Annotated in this window: 21 protein-coding genes and 1 pseudogene; 8 read left to right on the plus strand and 14 right to left on the minus strand. The window is 62.8% G+C overall.

Translation table 11 applies throughout. From position 1 onward, the window contains the following. The first annotated feature begins 244 nt into the window (after positions 1 to 244). A complete protein-coding gene (locus tag HBR93_RS19285) occupies positions 245 to 5221 on the plus strand; it encodes a glycosyltransferase (protein ID WP_169960865.1) in 4977 nt (1658 codons plus the stop codon). Positions 5222 to 5240: 19 nt separating this feature from the next. Here HBR93_RS19285 and HBR93_RS19290 read toward each other — a convergent pair whose 3' ends face one another. After that, the gene (locus tag HBR93_RS19290) at positions 5241 to 6563 is read right to left on the minus strand and encodes a PLP-dependent aminotransferase family protein (RefSeq protein WP_169960866.1); all 1323 of its coding nucleotides are present in this window, start codon (positions 6561 to 6563) and stop codon (positions 5241 to 5243) included. A 92-nt stretch (positions 6564 to 6655) separates the two neighbouring features. Between HBR93_RS19290 and HBR93_RS19295 the strand changes: the two genes are divergently transcribed. The 3 genes from HBR93_RS19295 to yghX are packed head-to-tail and all read left to right on the plus strand — an operon-like array spanning position 6656 to position 9026. Continuing rightward, positions 6656 to 7546, plus strand: a complete 891-nt coding sequence (locus HBR93_RS19295) for a DMT family transporter (protein WP_169960867.1) — start codon at positions 6656 to 6658, stop codon at positions 7544 to 7546. Between the two features lie 51 nt (positions 7547 to 7597). Continuing rightward, positions 7598 to 8092, plus strand: coding sequence for a PaaI family thioesterase (locus HBR93_RS19300; RefSeq protein ID WP_057439720.1), 495 nt, complete (start codon positions 7598 to 7600; stop codon positions 8090 to 8092). A gap of 46 nt (positions 8093 to 8138) precedes the next feature. Further along, entirely contained in the window at positions 8139 to 9026 is an 888-nt protein-coding gene (yghX, locus tag HBR93_RS19305; protein ID WP_057439721.1) for a YghX family hydrolase, read from the plus strand. A gap of 425 nt (positions 9027 to 9451) precedes the next feature. Here yghX and HBR93_RS19310 read toward each other — a convergent pair whose 3' ends face one another. Continuing rightward, on the minus strand, positions 9452 to 10330 hold the full coding sequence (locus tag HBR93_RS19310) for a LysR family transcriptional regulator (RefSeq protein WP_057439722.1): 879 nt from the start codon (positions 10328 to 10330) through the stop codon (positions 9452 to 9454). Positions 10331 to 10462: 132 nt separating this feature from the next. Between HBR93_RS19310 and ampC the strand changes: the two genes are divergently transcribed. Beyond that, positions 10463 to 11605, plus strand: a complete 1143-nt coding sequence (gene ampC / locus HBR93_RS19315; protein ID WP_169960868.1) for a class C beta-lactamase — start codon at positions 10463 to 10465, stop codon at positions 11603 to 11605. A gap of 212 nt (positions 11606 to 11817) precedes the next feature. Here the strand turns inward: ampC and HBR93_RS19320 are convergent, their stop codons facing one another. The 7 genes from HBR93_RS19320 to norR all read right to left on the minus strand — a co-directional run bounded on the left by HBR93_RS19320 (position 11818) and on the right by norR (position 18383). Then, positions 11818 to 12285 (minus strand): SCP2 sterol-binding domain-containing protein, encoded by a 468-nt coding sequence (locus HBR93_RS19320; protein ID WP_057439724.1) that lies wholly within the window; start codon positions 12283 to 12285, stop codon positions 11818 to 11820. Then, positions 12279 to 13169: a U32 family peptidase gene (locus HBR93_RS19325; RefSeq protein WP_169960869.1), complete on the minus strand. Its 891-nt coding sequence runs from the start codon at positions 13167 to 13169 to the stop codon at positions 12279 to 12281. The genes HBR93_RS19320 and HBR93_RS19325 overlap by 7 nt, the downstream gene beginning before the upstream one ends. Positions 13170 to 13179: 10 nt before the next feature. After that, a complete protein-coding gene (locus HBR93_RS19330; RefSeq protein WP_057959567.1) occupies positions 13180 to 14175 on the minus strand; it encodes a peptidase U32 family protein in 996 nt (331 codons plus the stop codon). Between the two features lie 64 nt (positions 14176 to 14239). Beyond that, positions 14240 to 15475, minus strand: a complete 1236-nt coding sequence (gene glp / locus HBR93_RS19335; protein WP_115128087.1) for a gephyrin-like molybdotransferase Glp — start codon at positions 15473 to 15475, stop codon at positions 14240 to 14242. Continuing rightward, positions 15472 to 16026, minus strand: coding sequence for a molybdenum cofactor biosynthesis protein B (gene moaB / locus HBR93_RS19340; protein ID WP_169960870.1), 555 nt, complete (start codon positions 16024 to 16026; stop codon positions 15472 to 15474). The genes glp and moaB overlap by 4 nt, the downstream gene beginning before the upstream one ends. Positions 16027 to 16118: 92 nt before the next feature. Further along, positions 16119 to 16766 (minus strand): pyridoxamine 5'-phosphate oxidase, encoded by a 648-nt coding sequence (gene pdxH, locus HBR93_RS19345; RefSeq protein ID WP_057439727.1) that lies wholly within the window; start codon positions 16764 to 16766, stop codon positions 16119 to 16121. 99 nt (positions 16767 to 16865) lie between these two features. Further along, positions 16866 to 18383 carry a nitric oxide reductase transcriptional regulator NorR gene (gene norR, locus HBR93_RS19350; RefSeq protein ID WP_169960871.1) on the minus strand — a complete coding sequence of 506 codons (1518 nt, stop codon included), beginning with the start codon at positions 18381 to 18383 and terminating at the stop codon, positions 16866 to 16868. 190 nt (positions 18384 to 18573) lie between these two features. Between norR and HBR93_RS19355 the strand changes: the two are divergent. Continuing rightward, positions 18574 to 19011, plus strand: a pseudogene (locus HBR93_RS19355) (hemerythrin domain-containing protein); the annotation flags it as partial. Positions 19012 to 19051: 40 nt separating this feature from the next. On the opposite strand, the gene HBR93_RS19360 reads toward HBR93_RS19355, so the two are convergent. Then, the gene (locus HBR93_RS19360) at positions 19052 to 19483 is read right to left on the minus strand and encodes a hypothetical protein (RefSeq protein ID WP_169960872.1); all 432 of its coding nucleotides are present in this window, start codon (positions 19481 to 19483) and stop codon (positions 19052 to 19054) included. Between the two features lie 10 nt (positions 19484 to 19493). Beyond that, positions 19494 to 20681: an NnrS family protein gene (locus tag HBR93_RS19365; RefSeq protein ID WP_169960873.1), complete on the minus strand. Its 1188-nt coding sequence runs from the start codon at positions 20679 to 20681 to the stop codon at positions 19494 to 19496. Between the two features lie 514 nt (positions 20682 to 21195). On the opposite strand from HBR93_RS19365, the gene HBR93_RS19370 reads away from it, so the two are divergent. Together HBR93_RS19370 and HBR93_RS19375 are read left to right on the plus strand one after the other, a co-directional pair. Next, the gene (locus HBR93_RS19370) at positions 21196 to 21915 is read left to right on the plus strand and encodes a Crp/Fnr family transcriptional regulator (RefSeq protein WP_057444811.1); all 720 of its coding nucleotides are present in this window, start codon (positions 21196 to 21198) and stop codon (positions 21913 to 21915) included. Beyond that, a complete protein-coding gene (locus HBR93_RS19375; RefSeq protein WP_169960874.1) occupies positions 21912 to 22112 on the plus strand; it encodes a protein DnrP in 201 nt (66 codons plus the stop codon). Before HBR93_RS19370 ends, HBR93_RS19375 begins: the two co-directional genes overlap by 4 nt. On the opposite strand, the gene HBR93_RS19380 is transcribed toward HBR93_RS19375, so the two are convergent. The 3 genes from HBR93_RS19380 to HBR93_RS19390 all read right to left on the minus strand — a co-directional run bounded on the left by HBR93_RS19380 (position 22106) and on the right by HBR93_RS19390 (position 25885). Next, the gene (locus HBR93_RS19380; RefSeq protein ID WP_115128082.1) at positions 22106 to 23947 is read right to left on the minus strand and encodes a VWA domain-containing protein; all 1842 of its coding nucleotides are present in this window, start codon (positions 23945 to 23947) and stop codon (positions 22106 to 22108) included. The two genes, HBR93_RS19375 and HBR93_RS19380, sit on opposite strands and share 7 nt — an antisense overlap. A 72-nt stretch (positions 23948 to 24019) precedes the next feature. Then, positions 24020 to 25441: a cbb3-type cytochrome c oxidase subunit I gene (locus HBR93_RS19385; protein ID WP_057959561.1), complete on the minus strand. Its 1422-nt coding sequence runs from the start codon at positions 25439 to 25441 to the stop codon at positions 24020 to 24022. Positions 25442 to 25444: 3 nt separating this feature from the next. Then, positions 25445 to 25885: a cytochrome c gene (locus HBR93_RS19390; RefSeq protein ID WP_057439734.1), complete on the minus strand. Its 441-nt coding sequence runs from the start codon at positions 25883 to 25885 to the stop codon at positions 25445 to 25447. Positions 25886 to 26697: the final 812 nt, after the last annotated feature.

Here is a 26697-nt window from a genome sequence, read left to right on the forward strand (position 1 = left end):
GATTGACCGGGTGCGCCAACAGCCGAAGGCGACCGCAACAACCAACTGCTGGAGCCCTCCGAAGGCAAGAACCGTGATGCTGACTACCCGCTGGGATTTCTGATCCGTAGCTGATGGAAATAAGAGGTAAATCAACAACTGCAGACGCAAGGGAATCATCCGGCGTTAAACCGCTACACAAGGCTAATGCCACGGTCGCTGTTTAACCCCGGACCCATTCCCAAACCTTCAGGCAGTCGCCCTTATGCTCAGTATTCCCAAGCACGTGAACCCGCAACGTCAGCCACCTCTTGCCTCCAACATCCTCCCCGGACCGCCGCCCTCCCGGCAAAAACGTGAAGCCCCCAACCCCGAAGGCCCCAACGAAAACCCGCGTATCGCAGGTGATCGCGAGCTGGCGATGGAGTATCACTCGGCGCTGTTGCTGGCCGCCAATGGCCAGAGAAACGTCACGATCAACACCCCTGCTCCCGAGTCCACGTTCGGCCAGTGGTGGACGCAACTGTCAAACGCCTTCAAATCGCCCGACATCCGTCAATGGATGCAAGACAAAGGCATCAATCCCCGCTCGATCGAACTGCATCCGCAATCCGGCAAAATCTCCTTCAAGCTCCAGCAGCACCTTGATCCCGAGCAGAAGCGACACACCGTCGGGCAAGACGACGCCCGCTGGGCCGCCATCAGCGGGCCCGTGCTCAAGGCCGGCCAAGTCATCGCTGCGGGCGACAGCGATACGGCCTTCTCGCCGCCGGCAAGCGACCTTATCGAGCCCGTTCCCCACTGGTTGGTCGGGCGCTTTTACAATGAGCGGCTGGACCTCACCGCCCCCTCAATGCGCCAGCGTGCTGCGCAAATCGACGAGAACCAAGGCTTCACACCGCTCGATCCAGCCACCTCGGCCCCCTTGATCAAGTCGCGCAGCGAAGATGAACTGCAAAACCAGGAAGCGCATCTGGGCGACATTGACCACCGGCACCAGGCCATCGCCGAGCTTCGTCACCTGGCAAGGTCGGTCGAGCACGACATCGACTATGCCGGGCAGATCAGGAACCAACTGCACAAAAGCATGATCGAGCTGTCCCCCAACAGCACCTACCAGGCCAACCACACCGAGCAATCGAACAAGGTCAGCCTCCTGCAATTCATCGAAGACCATGGCTGGGACGTGCCCACCACTCATGAGCAGTTGGCAAACCTTGCAACCGCCCTCGCTACGCCAGCCCCCAAGGCACCGGCCAATGGCAACCTGGGTGGAGCGCTGGCCTGGCCCGAACCCCTTGACCGGGCCAGCCAGCAACAACTGCACTCGGACCTACGCGCCGGCAAGTTCGGCGATACCACGCTGAGTCCGTTTAACCGTGTGCTGGATTATTTGCTGAACGGCAGGCAAATCTCGGCCGAGGAACAAAAACACCCACGGCAGTTGATCGATACCTTGCTCCATTCGCCCCGGGGCAAGGCACTGGGTAGCGCGATCCAGGCCACTTTCGAGGCGCGCGGCGTCAAAGGCAGTGCCACGGACTGGCTGTCGGCGGCCTTGAACATCGAGAGCGGCAAGCACCTGCATAACCCGTCACCCGGACAGATCGAGGGCTATCGGCTGGTCTCGGAGAACAATACGGGCAAGCCCGCCTCGGCGATCATCAAGGAACTCGCCGCGCACTTGCTCGCCCAAGGCAGCGCTTCGTCCCCTGAGAGCGCGGCAGTCAAGGCCCATCTTTTGCTGGCCAGCCGGGCACCGGAGTTCCTGGTCAAGGGCATTCCGAATCAGGTGACGCCGGGCACCCATAGCTGGGTCAGCCTGGTCACGGCAACCGCGCGCCTCGAAGCAAAAGCGCCAGGGAGCACGGCGACGATGAGCTACGCGCAAATCATGCTCGACGCCGCAACCGCCCCCATCACTGACGAAGAACGTCGTATTGAGTACACGGCGCAGAGCGAGGCGATCAAAGACTGGGGAGCAGCCAACGGCATGGGTTACCCGGCAACACCCACAGCCATAAATACCGTGCGCGAGGAGTTCAGTGCGCAGATTCGCGAGCTGAAAGAGGCCTCCGAAACCCAACTTGCGCAAATGCCTACCACCAAGGCAATTGCCCTGGAGCAACTGAAGAAAGCCCTGCCGGACATGGACCCGGCACTGTTCGACAAGAAGTGCATTACCTCGCAACCCTCCAGCCGTTATTTCCCGGGCCCCTACTCGATCCTCGACCTGTATATCGATGGTCGCGCGCTCAGCGGGGCTCCCGACTCGGCCGACAATTGGGGGGAGCATGGCCGTGCTTTTGTAAAAGACCTGACGTTTGGGGCGATCACCCTCGAGCCTGATGGCAAACCTGCGGCATGGGTTTCCTCATCTGAGGCGATCAACATCAATGCTGTCATGCCAAAGCTTAAAAACCTGGCGCGCCCGGTGGATGCCTTCAACGAGACATTTGCGGGCTACGCCAATACGGTCAAGAAAGCCACGGCCACCCAGATCAAGCTGCTTATTTCAAAACTGCCGCCGCAAGACCGAGAGAACCTCGAGTTCGGCAAAATATCCATCAGCAAGGAGGTTCGCTACACCCGGGCCGATCACCCCATTCTCGTTGAACCGGGTGTGCTGCTGGTCAAGACCGAGCGCAACAGTAAGGTCATGACCTACGCCATTGACCGATTGAAAGGCACGGTGACCAGGCGACCGAACCAGAGTTACCAGGAGTACGCCCCCACCAGCGGCTTTTTACACGCATCAGGCGGCAAGAGATTCGATGCAGTAAAACCGGCGGGCCCGCACCCGCCTGGCATAACCGATGAAAACCAGGGGGCACAAGGCGCGCCCAACAGCTTCAACAGTGCCAGGACCCGCTACATTGCTGACGCGGTGATCGAGGCCATGGACCTGCCTGCTGTAGAACGCTACGCCAAGGGCGCCACCACCTTTGACACTGAACTACCGTTCTATAAGGCGCTTGAAGAAATCGCCCTGAACCTCATTCCATTTCGCTCAGCCATAAAGAACTTTATAGACGGCAACGTCGGCGAGGGCATTACCGACCTGGCATTTGATATCTTCGGTTTTGCAATTGGCCTGGGCACCGCAGCCAAAGGTGCCAAAGCCCTCGCAGCCGGAGCATCGGCCCTTTCAAAACTGGGGCGTGCCGGCAAGATCATCGGGCGCGCGGCGGTTGGCGCACTGAATCCCGTGGGGGGGCTTGATGACCTGGCGCGCTCGGTAGCGAAGCTGGGGCGTACCGCCTACAAGGGGGTCAAATCCTTGCGTGGCTCCTACCGCAGCGTGAACCTGCTGGAGTTGGCGAAAAAACCTGATATCGCCGAAGGCACCTACAAGGCAGCCAATAGCGCACTTGAAAACAAAGCCTTGGCCAAGTTCGATGAGGCGAGCCAAAAATGGTATGCCTTTGACCCGCACACCCAGCGGGCGTACGGCAAAGCCCTGGACAACTTTGTGGCTACCCCCGACAACCCGATTGCTCTCGGCGGCGACACAACCCAGATCGCCAGCCAGCAGCACGGCCTGGCAGCAACCGGCACGTTCAAGGTTGGCCAGGAGACGACCGAAGGTAACGTCGTCATGTTTCAAGGCAACTGGCATCAATACGACCCGCTCAAGAAGCGAGCCTTTGGCCCCCCGATAAAGGAGTTCAAGCCCCACCGGGTAGCGGCCAATGGAGAGGTGAAATCCCTGAATGCCGATTTATCCGGGTATGAAGTCAAAAATATCGCCCTGTCAGAACTAAAGATCAAGGGCCGACAGGGCAATGTGTATGTCGGGGGCAGTAATAAAGAGTATGTAAAGGTTGACGGAGCGCTGTATGAGTCACGCGTGAAAGATGGCCAGCGCGTGATCGTGCGCGCGGGAGGCGCAAGCCCCGATATCCCCGTCAAGGATCTGGGCGTTGCTGGCTGGGAACCCGTGTCCAGGGGTAACCGTCTGCTCGGCGGTGCCGGGAGCCCGCCCACGCCGTGGAGGCTCGACGATCATACTTATGTCGTGCCGATAGACGATGTCAAAACAACCGGGCGCCCACCCTCCCCCTACACGCTCAATTACATGGGCGTGGAACATAGCGTCACGTTCAATAGTTCACTCGGTGCCTGGAAGGCAACGAATACCTCTACCGGTGTTGAAGGGGTTACTGACCAGTATTTCTGGAGAACCGGCAAAGGCAAGTGGCAGCGGGGAACCCTACAACAACTCGGCAAAGCCAAGAAAATCGACGCCCATAGATTCCAGTTCGTGGATGTCAGCCCGCCGATCTCCATACATATCCCGAGAGATGCGAGGCCATTACCCAAACAACTGCATTATTTCTGGGCAGGCCAGGACATCCCCACCAACCTGGTGGAAAACATGGCCAACAATGCCAAGAAAGCCCCAGGCTACCAATCTGTTCTCCACGTAGATGCCGACAACCCAGCCATTTTCCAACAGATAAAAAGCAAGCTGCAGAGCAAGGCTCCCGACCTGACGGTGGTGAATCTCAATGAGGACGAGGTTTTCAAACAGTTGAAAAATGGCGAAATGTACGACTACTTTCGCCAAGGCCAGGGGAAAAACCTGGCCGCCGCATCGGACGTCGCACGCTATCCGATCATGAATAAATACGGCGGCATCTATCTTGATACCGATGATGTGATTCAAGCCGATATCGGCAATGTAGTTTTAAAAGCCGGCGCCAATGACGTTCTTCTTAACAAGCCTGTTGCCCATAGCCTGACCGGCTACAACCCGTTCTATAACACCAGTAACTTTGCTACGCAGCCGGGCAATCCCGTGCTGACGGACATGATCACAGAAATGAACCAACGCTTTTCCGCCAACAAGTCGTACTTCGCCGCCAATCGGCCCACGGTTTCCAGGGGCCCCAATGGACGGGTCCAATTCACCCCCGAGTTCAATGCCTATGAGCGCAAGATCTTTGAGACGGTAGGGCCCAACCTGTTCAATGACATACTTAAAGCGAAAAGGCCCGACATGTACGACCTAGGGTTTGACGGCATTGCCAAAGAATCAAAAGTCGTCAGCAACAAAGTTGTTTCATCCGGACCGAGCGTCAATATCGAAGACGGTCTACGCGAGTTTTACGTGAGCAAGGGCATTGTTCCATCCAACCTGCTGGGTGTGAGGATCAAGGAAATGAAGGAACACTACCTCCCGCTGTTTCACAAATTCAACATCAAGGTGGGTGCTGAGCATTCCTGGATCGACGGCTGAGCCCTCACTCGGCGGATGGTCATTCGACCACCCGCCGCACCTTGAGCAATGCCGCGCGCAACGCCCCCTTATCCACCGAGCCCAGCGCCAGCCGGATCGCATGGGGCACCTGCCCCGACACCGAAAACGGCTCGGCAGTGGACACTGAAATCCCCTCCCGCGCCAGGGCCATGGTGACCTGGTCCGCGCGCACCTCCTCCCCCAGAGGCAACCAGAGAAAGTACGAGGCGGGATGGCTGATGTACGCCAGCCCCGCCAGCACCTCGGTCGCCAGCGCCTGGCGGGCCCGGGCGTCCTGGCGTTTTTGCGCCTCCAGCTGTACGACCGTGCCGTCCTCGATCCAGCCTACCGCGATGGCCGTCATCACCCCGGGGGCATTCCACACCGTGGCCATGAGCGTGCGCTCCAGCGCCGGCACCCATTCCAGGGGCGCTGCGACGAAGCCCACACGCAGGCCGGTGGCGACGCTCTTCGACAGCCCGCCCACATACACGGTGCGTTCCGGCGCCAGCTGCGCCAGCGGTGGCGGCGCGTGTTCGGCGAGGAAGGCATAGGCGGCGTCTTCGATGAGGATCAGCCCATGTTCGCGGGCGATGCGTACCAGTTCCTCACGCTGCTCGAGCCCCAGTACCCAGCCCAGGGGGTTGTGCAGCGTCGGCATGCAGTACACCGCGCGCACCGGGCGCCGGCGACAGACCTGGCGCAGCGCGGCCAGATCCGGCCCGTGCGGCGTAACCGCGATGGCGACGATCTCCAGGTGCAGGGCCTCGGCCAGCACCTTGAAACCGGAATAGGTCAACGCATCCACCGCCACCACATCGCCCGGCTTGAGCAATGCCATCATGCTCACCGCCAAGCCATGCTGGGCCCCGCCGACCACCAGCACCTGCTCGGCCGCCACGCTCAGACCACGGTGCAGCAGATGCCGCGCCATGGCCGCCCGCTCGTGGGGGCGCCCGGCATGGGGCTGGTAACGCAGCAGCGCTTCCAGGTCGCCGGACAACGCCAACTGGCGCAAGGCGGTGCGCAGCAGGTCGGCCTGGCCCGGCAAGGACGGGTAGTTGAAGTTCAAATCGAGCATGCCCGCCGCCACCGCCATCTGACCAATGCCCTGCCCGGGCGCCAGGGCAATTTCCCGCACAAAGGTGCCGCGCCCGGTCTCGCCGCTGACCAGGCCCATGGCCTCCAGCTCGCTATACACCCGGCTGGCCGTGACCAGAGCCAGGCCATGGCTGGCCGCCAGTTGGCGGTGGGTGGGCAGGCGGGTGCCGGGCACCAGGGTTCCAGCGCGGATATCCCGGGCAAAGGCATCCACCAACGACTTGTAACGGGCACGGGGCATAGGCGATGTATCCATGACAATTTTTTGATTGTCCCAATCTTCCGCCCTAGGATGCGCCAAACGCAACCCCGCCCCCTACGAGCACACCCTGCATGGAACAGACCTCTCGGATTATCACCCCCGCGCACAGTCGCAGCGGTTGGATCAATGGCTTGATTGGCGTGCTGATTTTCAGCGGTTCGCTGCCCGCCACCCGCGTGGCGGTGCTGGAGTTCGAGCCGGTATTTCTCACCGTGGCCCGGGCGAGCATCGCCGCCGTGCTGGGCCTGTGCCTGTTGTGGCTGTTCCGGGAACAACGCCCCGCACGCCACCAGTGGCGGCCGTTGCTGATTGTTGCCCTCGGTGTGGTGATCGGTTTTCCGCTGCTGACCGCACTGGCCTTGCAGTACGTGACGTCGGCCCATTCCATCGTATTCATCGGCCTGCTGCCCCTGGCCACCGCAGTGTTTGGCGTACTGCGCGGCGGCGAGCGACCGCGCCCGGTGTTCTGGCTGTTTTCGATCCTCGGCAGCCTGCTGGTGATGGGCTATGCCCTGACCCAGGGCCTGAGCGCCGCCCCCGCCGGCGACCTGCTGATGCTGTTGGCGGTGCTGGTGTGCGGGCTCGGTTATGCCGAAGGGGCCACGCTGTCACGCACCCTCGGCGGCTGGCAGGTGATCTGCTGGGCGCTGGTGGTGTCGCTGCCGGTGGTGGCGCCCCTGACCTTGCTTCTGGCCCCCGCCTCCTTCACCGGGATCAGCCTGCCGGCGTGGCTGAGCCTGGGTTATGTGGCGCTGTTCAGCATGTTGATCGGCTTTGTGTTCTGGTATCGCGGCTTGGCCCAGGGCGGTATCGCGGCGGTCGGTCAGTTGCAGTTGCTGCAACCTTTTTTCGGCTTGGCGCTGGCGGCCGGCCTGCTGCATGAACAGGTGAGCCTGGGCATGCTGGCGGTGACTGGCGCGGTGATTGCCTGTGTGGCCGGGGCGAAGAAGTTTGCGCGTTAGGGGGCTGCGCCATTAGGCTCATGGATTGGCCAAAAACAATAAGGATCCACGATGCACAGCCCTTCCCTGCAAGACACCACCGCGCCGGACGGCGTCTGTTACGGCTGCGGCCCACGCAATGCCCACGGGCTGCAGATCAAAAGCCGCTGGGATGAAGACGGCGTGCATATCGTCGCCGAGCACCTGCCCGACGCCCAGTATTGCGGCTGGCCCGACCTGGTCTACGGTGGCCTGATTGCGATGCTGGTGGATTGCCACTCCAACTGGACCGCCATGGCCTATCACTACCGTGCCGAGCAGCGCGAACCTGGGGAGGCGCCGCGTATCGACTGCGTGACCGGCAACCTGGGCATCAAATTTATCAAGCCCACCCCCATGGGCGTGCCACTGACCCTGCGCGCCAGGGTCGAGGGCGAGGTCGGGCGCAAAAGCCGCGTGATCTGTGAGGTGTACGCAGGCGATCTGCTGACGGCGATTGGCGACTCGATCTTCGTGCGCGTCGATACCGGGCAACTGGCGGCGTCGGCCCATGGCCGGCCCGCCTGAGAATGGTCTACATTCAACGCCACGTGCCGAAAAAAGGAACCTGACGATGACGCGCCTGACCGCCAAAGACTTTGCCCCCGAACTGCTGGAACTCTACGACGGCTATGCCCACGGCAAGATCAACCGTCGCGAGTTTCTCGACCGCGCGGCCCTGTTCACCTTTGGCGGCCTGACCGCCTCGGCGCTGCTGGCCTCCCTGAGCCCCAACTACGCCCTGGCCGAACAGGTGAAGTTCACCGACCCGGACATCGTTGCCGACTACGTCACCTACCCTTCGCCCAAGGGCAACGGCCAGGTGCGTGGTTACCTGGTGCGTCCGGCAAAGGCCACCGGCAAGCTCCCGGCGGTGGTGGTGGTCCACGAAAACCGTGGGCTCAACCCCTATATCGAAGATGTCGCGCGGCGCCTGGGCAAGGCCGGGTTTATCGCCCTGGCACCCGATGGCCTGACCTCGGTGGGCGGCTATCCCGGCAATGATGAAAAAGGCGTGGCACTGCAACAGACCGTCGATCCGACCAAGCTGATGAATGACTTCTTTGCCGCCATTGAGTGGCTGATGAACCATGACGCCAGCACCGGCAAGGTGGGCATCACCGGCTTCTGCTATGGCGGAGGCGTGACCAATGCGGCGGCCGTGGCCTACCCGGAACTGGGCGCGGCGGTGTCGTTCTATGGACGCCAACCCGAGGCCAAGGATGTACCGAAGATCAAGGCACCGATCATGTTGCATTTCGGCGAGTTGGATACGCGGATCAACGAAGGCTGGCCGGCCTATGAGGCGGCGTTGAAGGCCGCTGGCACGACCTATGAAGCGTATATCTACAAAGGTGCCAACCACGGCTTCCACAACGACTCGACCCCGCGCTACGACGATGCTGCGGCGAATCTGGCCTGGGAGCGTACCTTGGGCTGGTTCCGTAAATACCTCGTGTAATTGCGGCGGTGGCTTCTCGGACGCCATCGCGGGCAAGCCCGCTCCCACAGGGGATCTTTGCCGGACAAACATTTGCGCCGCATCGCAAATCAAATGTGGGAGCTGGCTTGCCTGCGATGGCGGTATACCAGCCACCAAAAATAGCGCTTGAACCACCGCCATCGCGGGCAAGCCCGCTCCCACAAGGGATCTTTGCCGGACACACATTTGCGCCGCATCGCAAATCAAATGTGGGAGCTGACTTGCCTGCGATGGCGGTATACCAGCCGCCAAAATAGTGCCTGAACCACCGCCATCGCGGGCAAGCCCGCTCCCACAGGGGACTTTTGCCGGACACACATTTGCGCCGCATCGCAAATCAAATGTGGGAGCTGGCTTGCCTGCGATGGCGTCCGAGAAGCCACCGTCACCAGCAAGCCAGGCGCCTACAGGCCCTTCACCTGCTCCAACAGCCATTGCTTGAATGCCAGCATCGCCGGGGTTTCGGCGCGTGACTGCAGGCGCGTCAGCCAGTAGCTGCCGGTGCTGATGCCTACATCGAAGGGCTGGCGGATCACGTCCTGGGCCAATTGCCGCGAGAACATCATCGCCGGCGCCAGCGCCACGCCACTGCCCTGCAACGCCGCTTCCATCATCGCCAGGGACGAATCGAACACGATACTGCGCGGTACCAGGGTGTCGGCGGGCAAGCCTGCGGCCTGGAACCAGAGGTTCCATTCATCCGCCCGGTAAGAGCGCAGTAATGTGTGCTTCAACACATCGTCCGGGCCTTGCAACTGGCGGGCAATCGCCGGCACGCACAACACCGTCAGCGGCGCCTCCAGCAACTCACAGGCATGGGTGCCATGCCAGGCGCCAGCGCCGAAGCGGATCGCGTAATCCAGGCCCTCGGCCGCCACGTCCACGCGGTTGTTATGGGTCGACAACCGCAGATCGATAAACGGGCAGCGCGCCTGGAAATCCGCCAGGCGCGGTAGCAGCCAGCCCACCGCAAACGTGCCCACCGCCCCCACCGTGAGCACCTCACGGTAATGCCCGGCCTGGAACTGGCCGAGGGTCTGGGCGATACGGTCAAAGGACTCGCGCAGCACCGGCAGCAGCGTCTCGCCCTCGCGGGTGAGCATCAGGCCACGGGGCAGGCGCTTGAACAGGATGACGTTGAGCTGTACCTCCAGGCTCTTGACCTGATGGCTGACCGCCGCCTGGGTCACGCACAGCTCGATGGCCGCCCGGGTAAAGCTCAAATGCCGGGCGGAGGCTTCGAAAGCACGCAATGCATTAAGGGGTAAATGGGAACGCAGCATGGTCTAAGGCCAAATTTTTCTAATGACTGGGGCGAGATATCATCGGTTGTCCGGGGCCGGCAAACTGCCTATCTTGGCGGCGCCTGCGCAGGCAGTGATTAACCCGACCCTCCTCAAGGAAGCGACCACATCATGTACCAACATGTGCGCAACGTCACGATTCTCAGCCTATTGCTCGGTGCCGGCAACTGCATGGCCGCTGCCTACCTGCGTCAGGTGGTAGACGCCACCGTCAAGCCGCTGATGCAGCAGCAGGCAATTCCCGGCCTGGCGGTCGCCATCGTGCAAGATGGCAAGGCCCGATACTTTAACTACGGTATTGCCACCAAAGACAACCAGCAACCCGTCAGCGAGAACACCCTGTTCGAGATCGGCTCGGTGAGCAAGACCTTCACCGCTACCCTGGCCGGCTATGCCCAGGCCACTGGCAAGCTGCAGCTCGCGGAGCCGGCCAGCCACTACCTGCCAGCCTTGCGCGGCAGCCTGTTCGATCACATCAGCGTGCTCAACCTGGGCACCTACACCGCTGGCGGGCTGCCGTTGCAGTTCCCCAGCGAGGCGGACAATGCACAGCAAATGATCGGCTACTTCCAGCACTGGAAAGCCACTTTTCCCCCTGGCACCCACCGCCAGTACTCCAACCCCAGCCTGGGCCTGTTCGGCTACCTGGCGGCGCAGAGCCTTCAGCAACCGTTCGATGTGGCCATGGAAAAGACCCTGTTGCCCAAGCTCGGCCTCCAGCACACCTATCTCACAGTGCCCAAGGCGCAAATGGGTCTGTATGCCCAGGGCTACGACAAGGCCGGCAAGCCGTTGCGTGTCAGCCCGGGGGCGCTGGACAGCGAAGCCTACGGGGTGAAGACCAGCCCGGCGGACCTGGCCCGCTACATGGCGCTGAACATGGACCCGACGCCGTTGGAACAGCCGCTGCAACAGGCCATCGCCGCCACCCATACCGGCTATTACACCGTGGGCAACACCACCCAGGGCCTGGGATGGGAGATGTACCCTTACCCGCTGAGTGTTGACGAACTGCTCGCCGGTAATTCGACGCCCATGGCCATGGAGCCGCACCCGGTCACCTGGCTGAAACCCGCCCAGCCGCTGCGCGCCAACACCCTGGTAAACAAGACCGGCTCGACCGGCGGCTTTGGCGCCTATATTGCTTATGTGCCGAGCAGAGGCATCGGCGTAGTGATCCTGGCGAACAAGAACTACCCCAATGCCGAGCGGGTGAAAGCGGCCCATGCGATCCTGCAGGCCATGGAGCAATAGCCCAGCTTTTTTGAACCCGGCATGTTCCCAATGTGGGAGTGGGCTTGCCCTAAAGCCGGTCAGTTAAGCGAACGCAATGCTCAAAGCAGTGAAAATCAAATGTGGGAGCGGGCTTGCCCGCGAAGACGTCGGCCCAGCCAACATTGATGTTGACTGACCCACCGCTTTCGCGAGCAAGCCCGCTCCCACAGGGGATCTGCGCCAGCGCTATCTCACGCCGCCAGGCCTTTACCGGCCCGCTCCAGATTGCGCCACAACCAGGGCGGCAGCACATCCGGGTCGAGGCTGTCGATCAGGTTCTTCAGGCCCAGCCCCAACTCCGTATCCCCTTCGATCACCAACCGCCGACGAAAGAACAAGGTGTCCGGATCTTCCTGACGGCTGGCCAATAACAGGAACTCGCGCCAGTTGCCGCTGATGGTCACCTGCGCCTCGGCCTTTTCGGCAATGCGCAGTCCGTCCCGGCCCAGGGTCAGGTACCAGCGCAAGCCCAGGTCGGGAATGCGCAGGCACATCCAGCGCCCACGCAGCAGTTCAAAGCCGCCATCGCGCAAAGGTTCGGCCAGGCAGCGATTCAGCGCCTGTTGCAACGCCAGGCGCTGCACCACAAAGGGCACCTTGCGCATCAGCGGCAGTAAGCGGTCGGCGCCCTTGAGCAGCCATTGTTTGCGATTCAGCACAGCCCCACCTCCTCGACCCGCAACATCCCGGCCTGGCCGTACCAGTAGCCATTGCAACCTTCGACAAACAACGGCGGTGTGGCCCCCTGGCGGACCCGGTCAAAGGCTTCGACGATGCCCTCCATGCCCTGGGCCCGTGGGCTCAGGCGCAGCAGGTCGGCGCCGCAACTGACCAGCCCCGGATAGTCGGCCAACAGGTTGGTGACATCCGCCGACATGGTCTGGATACCGTTTAACGTAAACAGCGCCTGCCCTTCCTGGCTGGTCAAGGCCATGCCATCCGGGTAGTTGAGGCAGCAGAACTGGCAGTCATCCTTGGGCCGGTTTTCCGCCCGTGCCGTAAAGCAGCGCGCCGAATAGGCCAGGGGCAGATGCCCATAGGCGAACACTTCGACTTCAGGCAACGGCCGGCCCAGTTCACGCACCTGCTCCAGCACATCGCCAATCAGTGCGGCCGAACATTCCACCGGCGGCACCCAGCGCATCATCCCCGCATCCAGCAATTGTACGAGGGCGTGGCCGTTATACAGATTCAGCGCCGGGCCGCCGACAAAGGGCAGCTTGCGTTCGGCGAGCAGCTGCACGGCGCCCATGTCATTGGCTTCCACCAACACCTCGCCGTTGTCACACAGGCGACGCAGGCTCGACAGCTCCGACGCGGCCTCGATCAGGGTCAGGCTCGACAGCACGATTTGCGCGTTGCTCGCCGAGCGCAATTCGCGACCCAGGCCCAACCATTGATCGAGGTTGAACGCGCGGCGTTTGGAACACACGGTTTCCCCCAGGTAGATCACATCCAGCGCCAGGCTGGCCATCTCGGAGTAGAACTGCCCCAGTTGTTGCTTATCCCAGTAAAACAGCACCGGTCCCAGGCTGAGTTTCATGTACGGCTCCTCATTGCCACGAACGATGGTAGGCGCCCAGGGTGGTCTGGCTGCCTTCGGATAGACCGGCCAGCACACTGCGCCACTGGTCCTTGACCACAAAGCGTTCCGGCGCGCTGCGGTGGGCGTCCAGCGCGGCGCGCCAGACCCCGGTGACTTGCTCGACATACGCCGGGCTGCGCTGGCGGCCTTCGATTTTTACCGCTGCGACGCCCATGGCGATCAACTCGGGGATCAGGTCCAGGGTGTCGAGGCTGGTGGGTTCTTCGAGGGCATGGAAGCGCTTGCCATCGACCATGAAGCGGCCTTTGCACAGGGTCGGGTAGCCTGCCGGTTCGTCCGGGGTGTAGCGGTCGATCAGCACTTCGCTCAGGCGCGCACTCAGGCCGTCGGCGTCTTCACTCCAGCGCACCGCCTTGGCCGGTGAGCACACGCCACACAGGTTCGGCGATTCGCCAGTGATGTACGAAGACAGGTGGCAACGGCCCTCGGCCATGATGCACAGGCTGCCAAAGCCAAACACCTCAATCGGCACCGAGCTGCTGGCGGCCACATGCTTGACCTGGGCCAGGGACAACACCCGGGGCAATACCGCACGACGGATACCGTAGCGCTCGGCGTAGAACTGCAACGCCGCCGCATGGGTAGCCGAGCCCTGTACGGAAAGGTGCAAGGCCATTTGCGGATGGCGGCTGCTGGCGTACTGCAGCACCCCCGGATCACCTGCGATCAGGGCATCCACGCCATGGTCGGCAGCGCGGTCCACCGCCCGTTGCCAGCGCTCCCAGCCCTTGGGCTGCGGGTAGGTATTGACGGCCACATACAGCTTGCGCTGGTGCTGGCGGATATGGGCGACGGCACCGTCGAACTGCTTGTCGTCCATATTCAGCCCGGCAAAATGCCGGGCATTGGTGTCATCGCGAAACCCCACGTACACCGCATCGGCACCTTGGCGCACGGCGGCTTTAAGCGCAGGCAGATTGCCTGCCGGGCAGACCAGTTGCATGGTTGATCCTCATCAGAAAATTCATCACCAACACCGCCCCCACAGTGATTTCCATCAAAGGGGGTTACTGCATCAGTTCGGCAAAAGACACGAACCGCACCAGCCCGCCCTTCTCCACTAGCTGATCACGCTCCACAATCGCCAGGCCATCGGCCCAGCATGCGGCGCTGAGCATCGCCGAGCTTTGCCGGGGGTGCAGCGTGACCCGCGCCTGGCCGTCGAGACCCGGGGTCAGGCGTGCGCGCAGGTATTGGCGACGGCGGTTGCGCTGGGCCCAGATAAAATCGGCCGGCACCAGCAGCGGCACTGACGTGACCTCGGTCACACCCTGGGCGCGCAACAGAAACGGACGCACCACCACTAACGCGGTAATCAGTGCGGCCGATGGGTTGCCGGGCAAACCGATCCATGGCTTGCCGGCTACATCGCCAAACGCCAGGGGCTTGCCCGGCTGAATCGCCAGGCGCCAGAAATCAACGTGGCCCAGTTCCTTGATGGCTTGCTTGAGGTGATCTTCCTCGCCCACCGACACTCCGCCGGAGGTCAGCAGCAGGTCGCATTCCGAGGACGCCAGGCTCAATGCATCGCGGCTGACGGCCAATTCGTCAGCCATCACCCCATAGTCATGCACCTCCACGCCCCAGCCTTGCAGCAACGCCGCCAGGCAGTGGCGATTGCTGTTGTAGATCTGCCCTGGAGCCAGGTGATCGCCCGGCTCGCGCAGTTCATCACCACTGCTCAACAGGCACACCCGCAACGGTCGATAGACTTTGACCTGGGCCAGTCCGGCGGCCGCCAGCAGGCCCAGTTCCTGGGCGCGCAGGCGCTTGCCGGCCGGCAGCAGCAAGGCGCCCTGGGTCACCTCTTCGCCTTGCTTGCGCACATGCTCACCCGTGCGCATCGGCGGGCACCAGATGCGTTGGCCATAGACCCGGCAACGCTCCTGGGGCACCACGGTGTCGGCCCCGGCCGGCAAGGGTGCGCCGGTAAAAATGCGCATGGTCTGCCCGCTGCCCAACGCCGTCGCGGCCTCCTCGCCAGCGGCAATCCGCCCGGCCAGGCGCAGGTAACCGCCCTCGGCCGGCAGGTCGGCAGCGCGCAAGGCGTAGCCGTCCATGGCGCTGTTGTCCCAGGCCGGCAGGTTTACCGGGGAAAAAATGTCGCCGGCCAACACCCGGCCCAGGGCCTGGGCGGTTTTCACCTGCTGCGTGGACGGCGGTGGCGGTGCCTGGGCCAACAGGCGCTCGATGGCCTCATCCACCGGAATCAGTTCGCCGCTTTCACACACCGATGTAGTCATGACCGCACCTCACAAGGTTCCAGCACTTGCGCGGCCTGGGGCTTGAGGTGCGGGGCGAAGTTACAGGGCCCGGTGCGGCTGTCCAGTTGCCCCAGGAGGATCTTGTCCCAGCCGGTGCGACAGGCACCGGGCGAACCGGGCATGCAGCACACCAGCACGCCATTGCTCATGCCGGCCAGGGCGCGCGATTGCAGGGTCGACATGCCAATCTCTTGCAGGGACACCTGGCGGAACAGTTCGCCAAAGCCTTCGACATGCTTGTCCAGCAGCGGCAATACCGCTTGCGGGGTGTTGTCCCGCGCGGTAAAGCCAGTGCCGCCGGTGGTGAGGATCACTTGCACCTGAGGGTCGGCGATCCATTGCGAAATCTGTGCGCGGATCTGGTAGATATCGTCCACCACCAAGGCCCGGTCAATCAGCGCGTGACCGGCGGCTTGCACACGGTCGCACAGGGTTTGCCCCGAGGTGTCGCTGTCAAAACTGCGCGTATCGCTGATGGTCAGTACGGCGATATTCAGTGAGACGAAATTGCGTTGAGTCAGATGTGCCATGGTGAAAATCCCGGAATAAATGAGCAATGGCGCCAGCCTGCACCGCAAAGGCCGGCGGGCCTATTCCTCCGAGGAGGTACCTCTAGGCGAATTCAGGGGGCCAGGCGGCTGCGCTGCCAGGTGCCGTCGTGCAGGCGGTAATCGAGGCGGTCGTGCAGGCGATCGGCGCGGCCCTGCCAGAACTCCACACGCTCGGGTTGCAGGCAGTAACCGCCCCACTCCGCCGGGCGCGGCGGTGGTTGCCCGGCAAAGCGTTGGGTGGCATCGCGCAGACGGCCTTCCAGCTCGGCGCGATGGGCCAGGGGCTGGCTTTGCGGCGACGCCCAGGCGCCGACCTGGCTGGCCAGGGGCCGTGAGTTGAAGTACTCATCGGACAGCTGCGGCGCCAAACGCACGACCGTGCCTTCGATGCGCACCTGGCGTTCCAGGCCCGGCCAGAAAAAGGTCATGGCCGCGCTGGGATTGCTCGCCAGCTCCTGGCCCTTGGCGCTCTGGTAGTGGCCGAAAAAGGTGAAGCCTTCAGCGCTGAAGCCCTTGAGCAAAAGGATCCGGCAATGGGCACGGCCCTGGGCATCGACGGTGGCCAGGGCCATGCTGTTGGCCTCCACCGGCGCCACTTCAGTCTTGCGCGCCTGCTCCAGCCACTGGCCGAACAATACGAGGGGATCGTCCTGTACCAGGTCATCCCGCAAACCGTACAGGGTGTAGTTGCGGCGCATCTGCGCCAGGGAAAGGGGCATGGGGCGAACCTCCGGTCAATTCGCCACAGTCTGATCAGCCGCCGCCCTGCGCACCTTGATCGCGATCAACTGCGCGCCGCGGCATGGCGTCGCAGGCCGTTACTTGAGCCCCAGGCGCCGCGCCAGTTTGTGCAGGTTGCTGGAGTCCAGGCCGAGCATGCGCGCAGCGCTGGCCCAGTTATCGCCGGACAGGCTCAACGCCTGGCGCACCTTCTGGCGCTGGCAGTCGTCCACCGCATCGCTCAAGCTCTGGAACGCCGGCGCCGGCACTTCAGGCACAGGGGCCTGGGCCAAGGTGGTGCTGTCGAGATCCAGCAGCTCGGCTTCCAGGGTCATGATCTGGTTGCGATTGCCACCCCGGCTCAACTGCTTCAGGGCGGCGCGGCTGATCACGTGTTCCAGCTCGCGGACATTGCCCGGCCAGGCATAACCGAGCAGGGTCTGCTCGGCCGCCGGAGACAGACGCAAACCGCGCAGGCCCAGGCGCGCCCGGTTGAGCTCCAGGAAATGCCCGGCCAGCAACAGCACATCGTGGCCACGCTCGCGCAGCGCCGGGATCGGTACCGGGTACACCGACAGTCGGTGGTACAGATCGGCGCGAAACAAGCCTTGGCGAATGCTCTCGGGCAGGTGGCGGTTGGTCGCGGCGATAATCCGTACATCCACATGCAACGGCTTGTCGGCACCCAGGCGCTGGATCTCGCCGTTCTGCAAGGTGCGCAACAGTTTGGCCTGCACACTCAACGGCAACTCGCCCACTTCATCGAGGAACAGCGTGCCGCCGTTGGCCGCATCAAAACGCCCGGCACGGTCGCTGGTGGCGCCGGAAAACGCACCTTTGACATGCCCGAACAACTCGCTCTCGGCCAACGACTCCGGCAGCGCCGCGCAGTTGACCTGGATCAGCGGCTTTTTACTGCGCCGCGACAGGCGATGCAGACGGCGCGCAAACAACTCCTTGCCCACCCCGGTTTCGCCGAGCAGCAGCACCGGCAGGTCCGAATCGGCGAGCACATCCAGCTCGTTGAGCAGTTGATGCAGCACCGGGCTCTGGCCGAGGATTTCGCCATCTTCGACGCTGGGCAAACCCGCCAGCGGCTCATTGCGCGACAGGCGCAGGCTGCGGTTTTCCTGCTCCAGGCGTGTGACCCGCACCGCGGCCTCGATCTGCAAGGTGCAGCGTTTGAGTTGCTCGCGGGCATTGGCGTCGAAGGTCCCGGCATGCAGCGCGTCCAGGGTGATCACGCCCCAGGGCCGGCCTTCGACGAACAGGCTCACGCCCATGCAGTCATGCACCGGCAGCGGTTCGCCGACCTGGGTATCGAGTAACCCGTCATACGGGTCCGGCAGGCGGCTGTCGGGTTCGAACCAGGTCGGTTCGCGGGACGCCATGATCGCCGCCAGCCGCGGGTGCTGGGCAATCACAAAGCGTCGGCCAAGGGCCTCATGCACCAGCCCCACCGTGGCCACCGGGCGCAGGCTGTCGTCGCCGTCCAGGCGCAACAGGCCCACGGCGCCGCTATGGAAATACTCGCGCAGGGTCTGCACCAGGCGTTGCAGGCGCACAGCATTGGGCAGTTCGACAATCAGATCGGCCGACAGACTTTCACGCAACATGGTCATTACTACCCTTGTATGGTCGGTTCTACCGTGCAGCATCAGGGTGTTCCTGACCACTACAAAAAATTAATCGCGTTTTTTCAATGACTTGCCGGTGGCACAAGGCATGCAATCACCGGCTTATCTGTTCACTTGATGAGGAAACCCGATGAACGCCATCGCCCCGGACAGCCTGCCCCAGGCGCAATTGATCGAGCATTTGCTGCAGCGTTACCACGCCCGCCACCGCGAACAACTGCCGGAACTGATCCGCCTGGCCAGCCGCGTCGAGCAGGTCCACGGCCATCACCTGGCCTGCCCCAATGGCCTGGCCGACTTGTTGCGGGATATCGAGCAGGAACTGGAGGGCCATATGCTCAAGGAGGAACAGGTGCTGTTCCCGATGCTGCAAATGGGCATGGGCCCCCAGGCCGCGCCGCCGATCCAGGTCATGCGCTATGAGCATGAACAACACGGCCAGGCCCTGGAGCAGTTGCTGGCGCTGACCCATCGCATCCAGCCGCCCGCTGACGCGTGCAATACCTGGCGCACCCTGTATCAAGGGCTGGAAGCGTTTCATGCAGACTTGCTGGAGCATATTCATCTGGAAAATGACGTGTTGTTTGTTCGTGCGCTAACAGCCTGACCCCTCTCCGTAGGAGCGAGCTTGCTCGCGCCTACAGGACTCAGCGCAGCATCAGCTTGGCCAGGATCACGATCAGCACCATATGCCCAAGGATGCTGCGGCGAATCCATACCGCTCGCAACGGGCTCAGGCGCTTTTGCGTCAGCCAGTACGCGAGCAACAGGTAATGCCCGATGATGCTCAGCGCCAATACGATCTTCAGGCTCAACATCGCCGAAAAATGACTGGCCCAGGGCGCGCCCAGCACGCCGCGGTAATGCCAGGCCAGGCCGATGCCCGCGCCATACAACAGCACCACCACCCCATGCAGCACCTGCCGCGAACGCCGGGCAATGGCTTGCTCGCTGGTGAGCTGCGCCGACCAGGCCAACTCTTCGCGGGCCCGGTGCCAGATGAAAACCTCGAAGAACAGCGTGCCGATAAAGGCGATGGCCGCCAGCAGATGCACAATCAATAACCACGAATAGAGCATTGCCGTTCTCCTAGCCCGGATGGCCGTCAACCCGCGCACGCCACAGCATTGGGGCATAGCGCCATAGATACAGGCCCAGGCCCAGGGTCCAGCACAGGCCCGCCAGCCACAGCGCGGCATACGGCCAGATCAGCACCAGCAGCACCCGGCTCAGGCAGGCCAGGTTCAACAGCGCGAAAGCCAGGGTCATGCCCTTGGGCGGCGTCAGAGGCCGACCGGTATGACCGAGGCTGACCCGCGCGATCATCGCCAGGATCAACCCGCCCATTGCCCCGACCGTCAGCGCATGCACCGCCAGGCTCGGGCTCAGTGGCACGCCCACGTGCCACAGCGCCATACCCAGGCAGGCCACGGCCAGCCAGGCATAGGCCAGGTGCAGCGACCACAGCAGCGGCACGCGCCACAAGCCTGGGTCGTGCCAGCGCACCAGGCGCAGCAGATGACCGAGCCCCAGCAGGGCAAACAACAGGCCGACCCAAAGTCTAGGTATCAGCGCCACGCCGCTGGCATACAGCAGCGCCACCAGCGCCGAGCCTGCCAACAGCAGGTAATCCAGCCACGGCCAGGGCTTCACTGCTTCAGTGCGCCCCAGGCCTCGCTGGGTGAAGAACGGAATCACCCGCCCGCCGATCAAGCCCATCATCGCCGCCACCAGCCACAACCCGGTCAACACCGCCTGGCGCTGCCAGCCTTCGTCACCGCGCAGCAGGCCATACAGGGACAGGCCATCGGCCAGGGCCAACAACAGCAGGACCAGCACAATCGGGTAGTTGCGTTGTTGCCGCACTTTCCACAGGGTCCAGCCCATCAGCCCGGCGACCGCCAGGGGAAAGCTCAGCTCCAGCACCGCCAGCAGCGGCCACGGCAGGTTGAACAGCCAGGCCAGGCGTGCGGCCAGCCATACCCCGGCCAGCACCGCCAGGGGCATGCCGCTGATGCCGGGCCGGCCGGTCCAGGTCTGCACCGCCGTCAGCAGGAACCCGCCGATGATTGCCAGGGCGAAACCGAACAGCAGCTCATGGCGATGCCACGCCAGCCAACCGCCCGCCGGCTGCCAGCCCGCATTGCCGGCCAGGGCCAGCAGCCACAGGGGAATCGCCAGCAGCGCCAACAGGCAGCCACCGAGGAAAAATGGCCGGAAAGCCAGGCGAAACAACGGGGTAATCGACATAGCCTTGCGTCGATCCAGCACTTGCATACCACCACTCCTCAAGTCATTGCCGGCCCGATCATCCGGGATTGCCCGCCCCTGGCCCTTGTCGCAGATCAAGCGGGGTCCAGAGGCGGCGCACTATCCTTGGGGCCGTCGCGCAATCAGTGTTGCAAGGGCCGGGCCGAATTCCCCGGTGCGCCGCCCCACCCCTGTGGGAGCTGGCTTGCCTGGGATGCAAACACCTCGGTCTGGCGGTTACACCGCAGCGATGCCATCGCAGGCAAGCCAGCTCCCACAGGAGATTAGCGTTGCCTATGAGGGTTTAAATAACCATTAGAGGGTTAAAAGAACCCTTTAAGGCGAGGTCATTTTGACCCTTAAGGCGCTACAGCCCAGGTTTTACAAGGCCCGTGCCTTGGCCCAGCTCTTGCTCTACCCGGTTATCCCTTATTACTGCCCCCCACGGAGTCACCATGAAAAAAGTCATCCAGCCCCTCGCCTGGTTCGTGATCCTCGGTTCGATGATGGCGGCGGCCAGCGGCCTGTCGTTGTGGCTTGTATGATCCCGTCCCTGAGCTGTTCCAAGGATGCACCCCGGGTTTTGCACCGCGTGCATCATCAGATCCTGCGCAGCCATCACCTGTTCGAGCCGCTCAACGAAGAGCAGATGGATGAGTTGATGGCCAGCAGTCAACTGCTCAGTGTCGACAAGGGCGAGCCGTTGTTCCGCCAGGGCGAACCGGCCGATGCGTTTTACTTCGTGATTGCCGGCGCGGTGAAGGTCTACCGCCTGACCCCGGACGGCCAGGAAAAAGTCTTTGAGGTGATCGGCGAGCGACAGACCTTCGCCGAGGCGATGATGCTGATGGACACCCCCAACTACGTGGCCTGCGCCGAAGCGGTGTGCCCCACGCAGTTGTATCGCCTGTCCAACGCCACCTATATGCGCCTGCTCCACAGCAACAGCCGCCTGACTTTCGCCCTGCTGGGCAAGTTGTGTGTGCGCCTGCACCAACGGGTCAACGAGATCGAGACCCTGTCGCTGAAAAACGCCACCCACCGGGTGGTGCGCTACCTGATGACGCAATTGGTGCGCCTGCACAGCGTCGACAGTTCGTTCGAACTGCCCATGGCCAAGCAGTTGATCGCCGGGCACCTGTCGATCCAACCGGAGACGTTTTCGCGGATCATTCGCCGCTTGATCGACGAAAAAATCATCACCCAGGACGGTCGCCAGATCGCCATTCTTGACCGCCTGCGCCTGGAGCAATTCGAATGAACGCCGTTCGGGTCTGCCTGTATTGCCAACATGCCAACCCGCCGACGCAGACGGCCTGCGAACGCTGCGCCATGCCCCTGCCCGCCTCCACCGCACACTTTGAGGCGCGGCGGCTCAAGCGCTTCCAATGGTTCTGCCTGGGGCTGGCCGTGTTCTGCATCGTGATGTTTTTCTGGCTGCCCCGGGACTTCTACTGATCTTCGGTCAACTGCCGGTAGAGCTGCGGCAAGCGTAACGGCAGTTGCTCCGGCTGACGGATCAGGGTGTAGCCGTGGGCGCCGAACATGTACGGCAAGTAATCCCCGGCCTGTTTGTCGATGGTGATGCAGAACGGCACCAGGCCCTGGCGCCGCGCTTCCATCACGGCCTGGCGGGTATCCTCCACGCCATAGCGCCCCTCATACAAGTCCAGGTCGTTGGGCTTGCCATCGGTCACAATCAACAGCAGTTTGCGCCGTTGCTTGCAGGCCCCCAGGGTTTGGGTGGCGTGGCGGATGGCTGCGCCCATGCGCGTGTAATAACCCGGTTTCAGGCCCTGGATGCAGCCACGGGTATGGTCGTCGTAGGGTTGCTGGAATGACTTGAGCTGCTGCAGGCGCACCTGCTGGCGACGCAAAGACGAGAAGCCATACAAGGCAAACGCATCGCCCAGGCCCGCCAGGCTTTCGCCAAACAGCAACAGGCTGTCGCGGATCACGTCGATGACCTTTTGCGTATCGTTCAAATGGGCATCGGTGGACATCGACAAATCGGCCAGCAGCAAACAGGCCAGGTCCCGCCGGGTGCGGCGCTGCTCCTTGAACAGGCCACGTTCGGCGCACGCTCCGTGTTGGCGTTCGACATGGAAGTCCAACCACGCCTGCAGGTCCAGCTCTGCGCCCTGGGGCTGTTGGCGCAGCCATTGGCGGTCGGTGCGCAGTAGCTGGAACTGGCGGCGCAAGCGCGCGGCCTGGGGCAACAGGCGCGCCGGCAACGGCTGGGGCGCACTGTCCCGGGGTTGCATCAGTTGCAGGTTGACGAAATTCGCTTGCAGGCACTGTTGGCGGTAGTCCCACTCGGGCAGTTTGATGCCTTCGCCCAGGGGGATATCGTCGACGTCGGCCGGGGGCAGATCCAGGTGCAGCTTGAGCCCGCCGCTCTTGCGCACGCGCTGGCGCGACAGGCTCAACTGGTCGAGGTCTTCGGCGACTCGTGCGGCATCTTCGTCCTCGGAATCGTCGGCCCAGCGGTCCAGATCGACATGCTCAGTCCAACTGAACAGGTTTTCCAGGCGCACCACCAACAGGCCGCCGTCGCGGCTGTTGTCGTCGACCCGGTTGGCCTGTTTAGGCGCGCCCTGCTGTTCGCCAGGCCGGGTTGCCAGGTCGTCGCCCTCTTCGTCCTGATCTGCGGCCTGCGGGCTGTGCAGGTGCAAGGGTGGATACAGCCACAGCGGCAACGGCCAGGCGGCACGCTCGCTGCGGGGTAACTGGCGGATGCTGCCGGGTTCGCGCAGGGCCTTGCGCAAGGCTTTTTCTACGGCAGCTTCCGCGGGGTTGAGGGTGGCGGCATCGGGGCGCAATTGCAGGTGGGCGTCCACCAGGCGCTGATAACTGGGGAGCATGGCCGGGTAGCGCTGCAACAGCAGCCAGGTCCAGCGCTGGTTGTCCCGGGCCCAGTGGGTCATCGGCCCGGCGTGCGCGGCCAGCAGCGCCAGCCAGCGGTACAGTTCCAGGTTCAGGGCGGCCGAGGGAAACACCGCCAGGCTTGCCGGCAGGCGCAGGCGATGACCATCGCACGAGGCCAGGGGCGCCTGCCGGCAGGTGCCGGCGATGCGCATCAACAGGTTGCGCCGCAGCAGCAGATCGCGCTCGCTGGCGGCTTCCACGGCTATCCCATGGGCGCCGCCCAGGGCGCGGAACAACAGGGCCAGGCTGCGCTGGCGGTCGACCAGATCGACCCGCGCCTCGGGGAAGTCGGCACTGGCGCGGCGGGTGATAAAGCGGTGCCAGACACTGCCGACCCATTCTTCCAACTCAAGGGTAAAGGCCATGTGAAGTGCTCCAGACGTAAAACGGCCCGCAGAACCTGCCGGGCCGCCCTCTTGGGGATTGACGTTTACCGGTTAAGCCGTCACGGGAGCGGCAGAGTTCAAGCCCTTGCCCCGCTGCCGGAAGCTCCACAGGTAGCAGAGCAGGCCGAGCAGGAACACCACGCCACTGGCCAGGCGTGCCCAGAACAGCACCGTCAGGTGGTCCATGGTGGCCATGAACGGCAGCGCCACACCGTCCACTTGCCAGCGTTGCAGCCAGACCTGCACGGCACCGGCAGCGGTGAGGAACAGGGTGATCATCACCATCGACAGGACCATCATCCAGAAGCCCCAGATCTCCAGGGTCTGCGAGCGTGCATCCGGTGCTTCACCAATACCGCGCAGGCGGGGCATGGCGTAGCTGATCAGGGTCATGACGATCATCGCGTAGGCACCGAAGAACGCCAGGTGGCCGTGGGCGGCGGTCAGTTGGGTGCCGTGGGTGTAGAAGTTGACCGGTGCCAGGGTGTGCAGGAACCCCCAGACCCCGGCACCGAAGAACGCCGTGACCGTGGTGCCCTTGGCCCACAACGTGGCTGCCCGGTTCGGGTGCTGGCGGCGACGCTGTTTGACCATGGTGAAGGCAAACATCACCATCGCCAGGAAAGGCAGGGGCTCCAGGGCCGAGAAGATCGAGCCGACCCACAACCACACCTCAGGCGCGCCGATCCAGAAGAAGTGGTGACCGGTGCCAATGATCCCGGTGATCAGGGCCATGGCGATGATCACGTACAGCCATTTTTCCACGACCTCACGGTCGACGCCGGTGACCTTGATCAGCACAAAGGCGAGCATCGAGCCCATGATCAGCTCCCACACGCCTTCCACCCAAAGATGCACCACCCACCACCAGTAGAACTTGTCCCGCGCCAGGTTGCCCGGGTTGTAGAACGAGAACAGGAAGAACACCGCCAGGCCGATCAGCCCGGTCATCATCACCATGCTCACGGTGGTCTTGCGGCCCTTGAGCAGGGTCATGCCGATGTTGTAGAGAAAGCCCAGGCAGACAACCACGATGCCCATTTTGGTGATGGTCGGCTGTTCCAGGAACTCACGGCCCATGGTCGGCAGCAGTTCGTTATGGGTCAACTTGGCCAGGGCCGCATAGGGCACCAGCAAGTAACCGAGAATGGTCAACACGCCGGCGGCGGCAAACACCCAGAACAACAGGATCGCCAGCTTGGGACTGTGCAACTCGCGGTCGGCCTCTTCCGGCACCAGGTAGTAGGCGGCGCCCATAAACCCGAACAGCAGCCAGACAATCAGCAGGTTGGTGTGGACCATGCGGGCCACGTTGAACGGGATCAGCGGGAACAGGAAGTCGCCGATCACGTATTGCAGGCCCATGATCAAACCGAACAGCACCTGGCCCAGGAACAGGATCAGCGCGAATACAAAGTAGGGTTTGGCGACGGCCTGGGATTGGAATTTCAGATATGGATTGACGGTACGCATCCCTCAGCCCTCCTTGTTTGGCGGCCAGCCATTGGTGTTGATCTTCGAGCTCCATTTGAGGAACTCGGCCATATCGTCCACCTCCTGATCGCTGAGGTTGAATTGCGGCATCGCGCGCCGGCCCGGAACGCCCAAGGGTTGCATCTTCATCCAGGCGTGCAGGAATGGCTTGAACGCTTCATCGCCGCCACGGCGGTTGAACACATTGCCCAGTTCCGGCGCAAAGTACGCGCCCTCGCCCAGCAAGGTGTGGCAGCCGACGCAGTTGTTGCGCTCCCAGACGCCCTTGCCGCGGACCACGGATTCGGTGAGTAGCTCCTGATTACTGCGAGAGGGAAAGGTTTGTTCGGTGTGGTAGGTCAGGGCCAGGAATATCAGGAAGAAGAACACGCTTCCTCCGAAGTAGATATTCCTGGCCATGCCCTTGGTGAAGGTCTCTGACATGGTCGCTTCCTCATTGCTTGGCAGGGACCATGATAGGAAGTGAGGGGGTAAAAGCTGCTTGATGGCGATCAAGAAATGCTGATGGTTTGGGTCGGGTATTGGGTATTGGTTGGGGTTGGGGTTGGGTACATATCCGTTGCTGCGGTCACGGCGGCTATTGGTTCCGCTCTTACAGCGGGTCACTTTTGGAAAAGAACCCCAAAAGTAACCAAAAGGGCTCTTGCCCCACCACTCGGCACCTCGCCTTGGCTCGGTGTGCCCGTCATCCGACATTGATTTGGGGGGCCGCCGCGATGGGCCATCCATGGCCCAGCGCGGCTAACCCGGCGTCCTGCCGGGTTACCCCCCAAATCAATATCGGATGACGGCCAGCGTGGTTTAACGGGGCGCCTCAGATCAAAAGCAAAGCGAGGCGGCCTGACAGCCGACCTGATCGTCGAAGCGTGCGCATATACCTGTGGGAGCTGGCTTGTCGGATCGCCGCATCGCTGCGATGGCGCCGGCACTGCTAGCCTTTATGTTGTCTGACACACCGCTATCGCAGCCTCGCAGGGCGAGACAGCTCCCACAGGGGAATGCAGCTTCGCGCTCTGGCATTGCTGTTGCTCTGCTTTTGATCTGGCTTTTGATCTTGATCTCAGGCGCCCCGTTAAACCACGATGGCCGCAGGCAGGTATTGCGCAGTGGGCACCCCGGCATGGATGCCGGGGTAGCCGCGACACGGCCATGGATGGCCGATCGCGGCGGGCCCACGGAGCAATGCCTGACTGCGGGCATGCCGAGCCTAGGCGAGGCACCGAGTGGTGGGGCAA

The organism is Pseudomonas sp. WS 5411 (assembly GCF_012985595.1).
Lineage (GTDB): Bacteria > Pseudomonadota > Gammaproteobacteria > Pseudomonadales > Pseudomonadaceae > Aquipseudomonas > Aquipseudomonas shahriarae.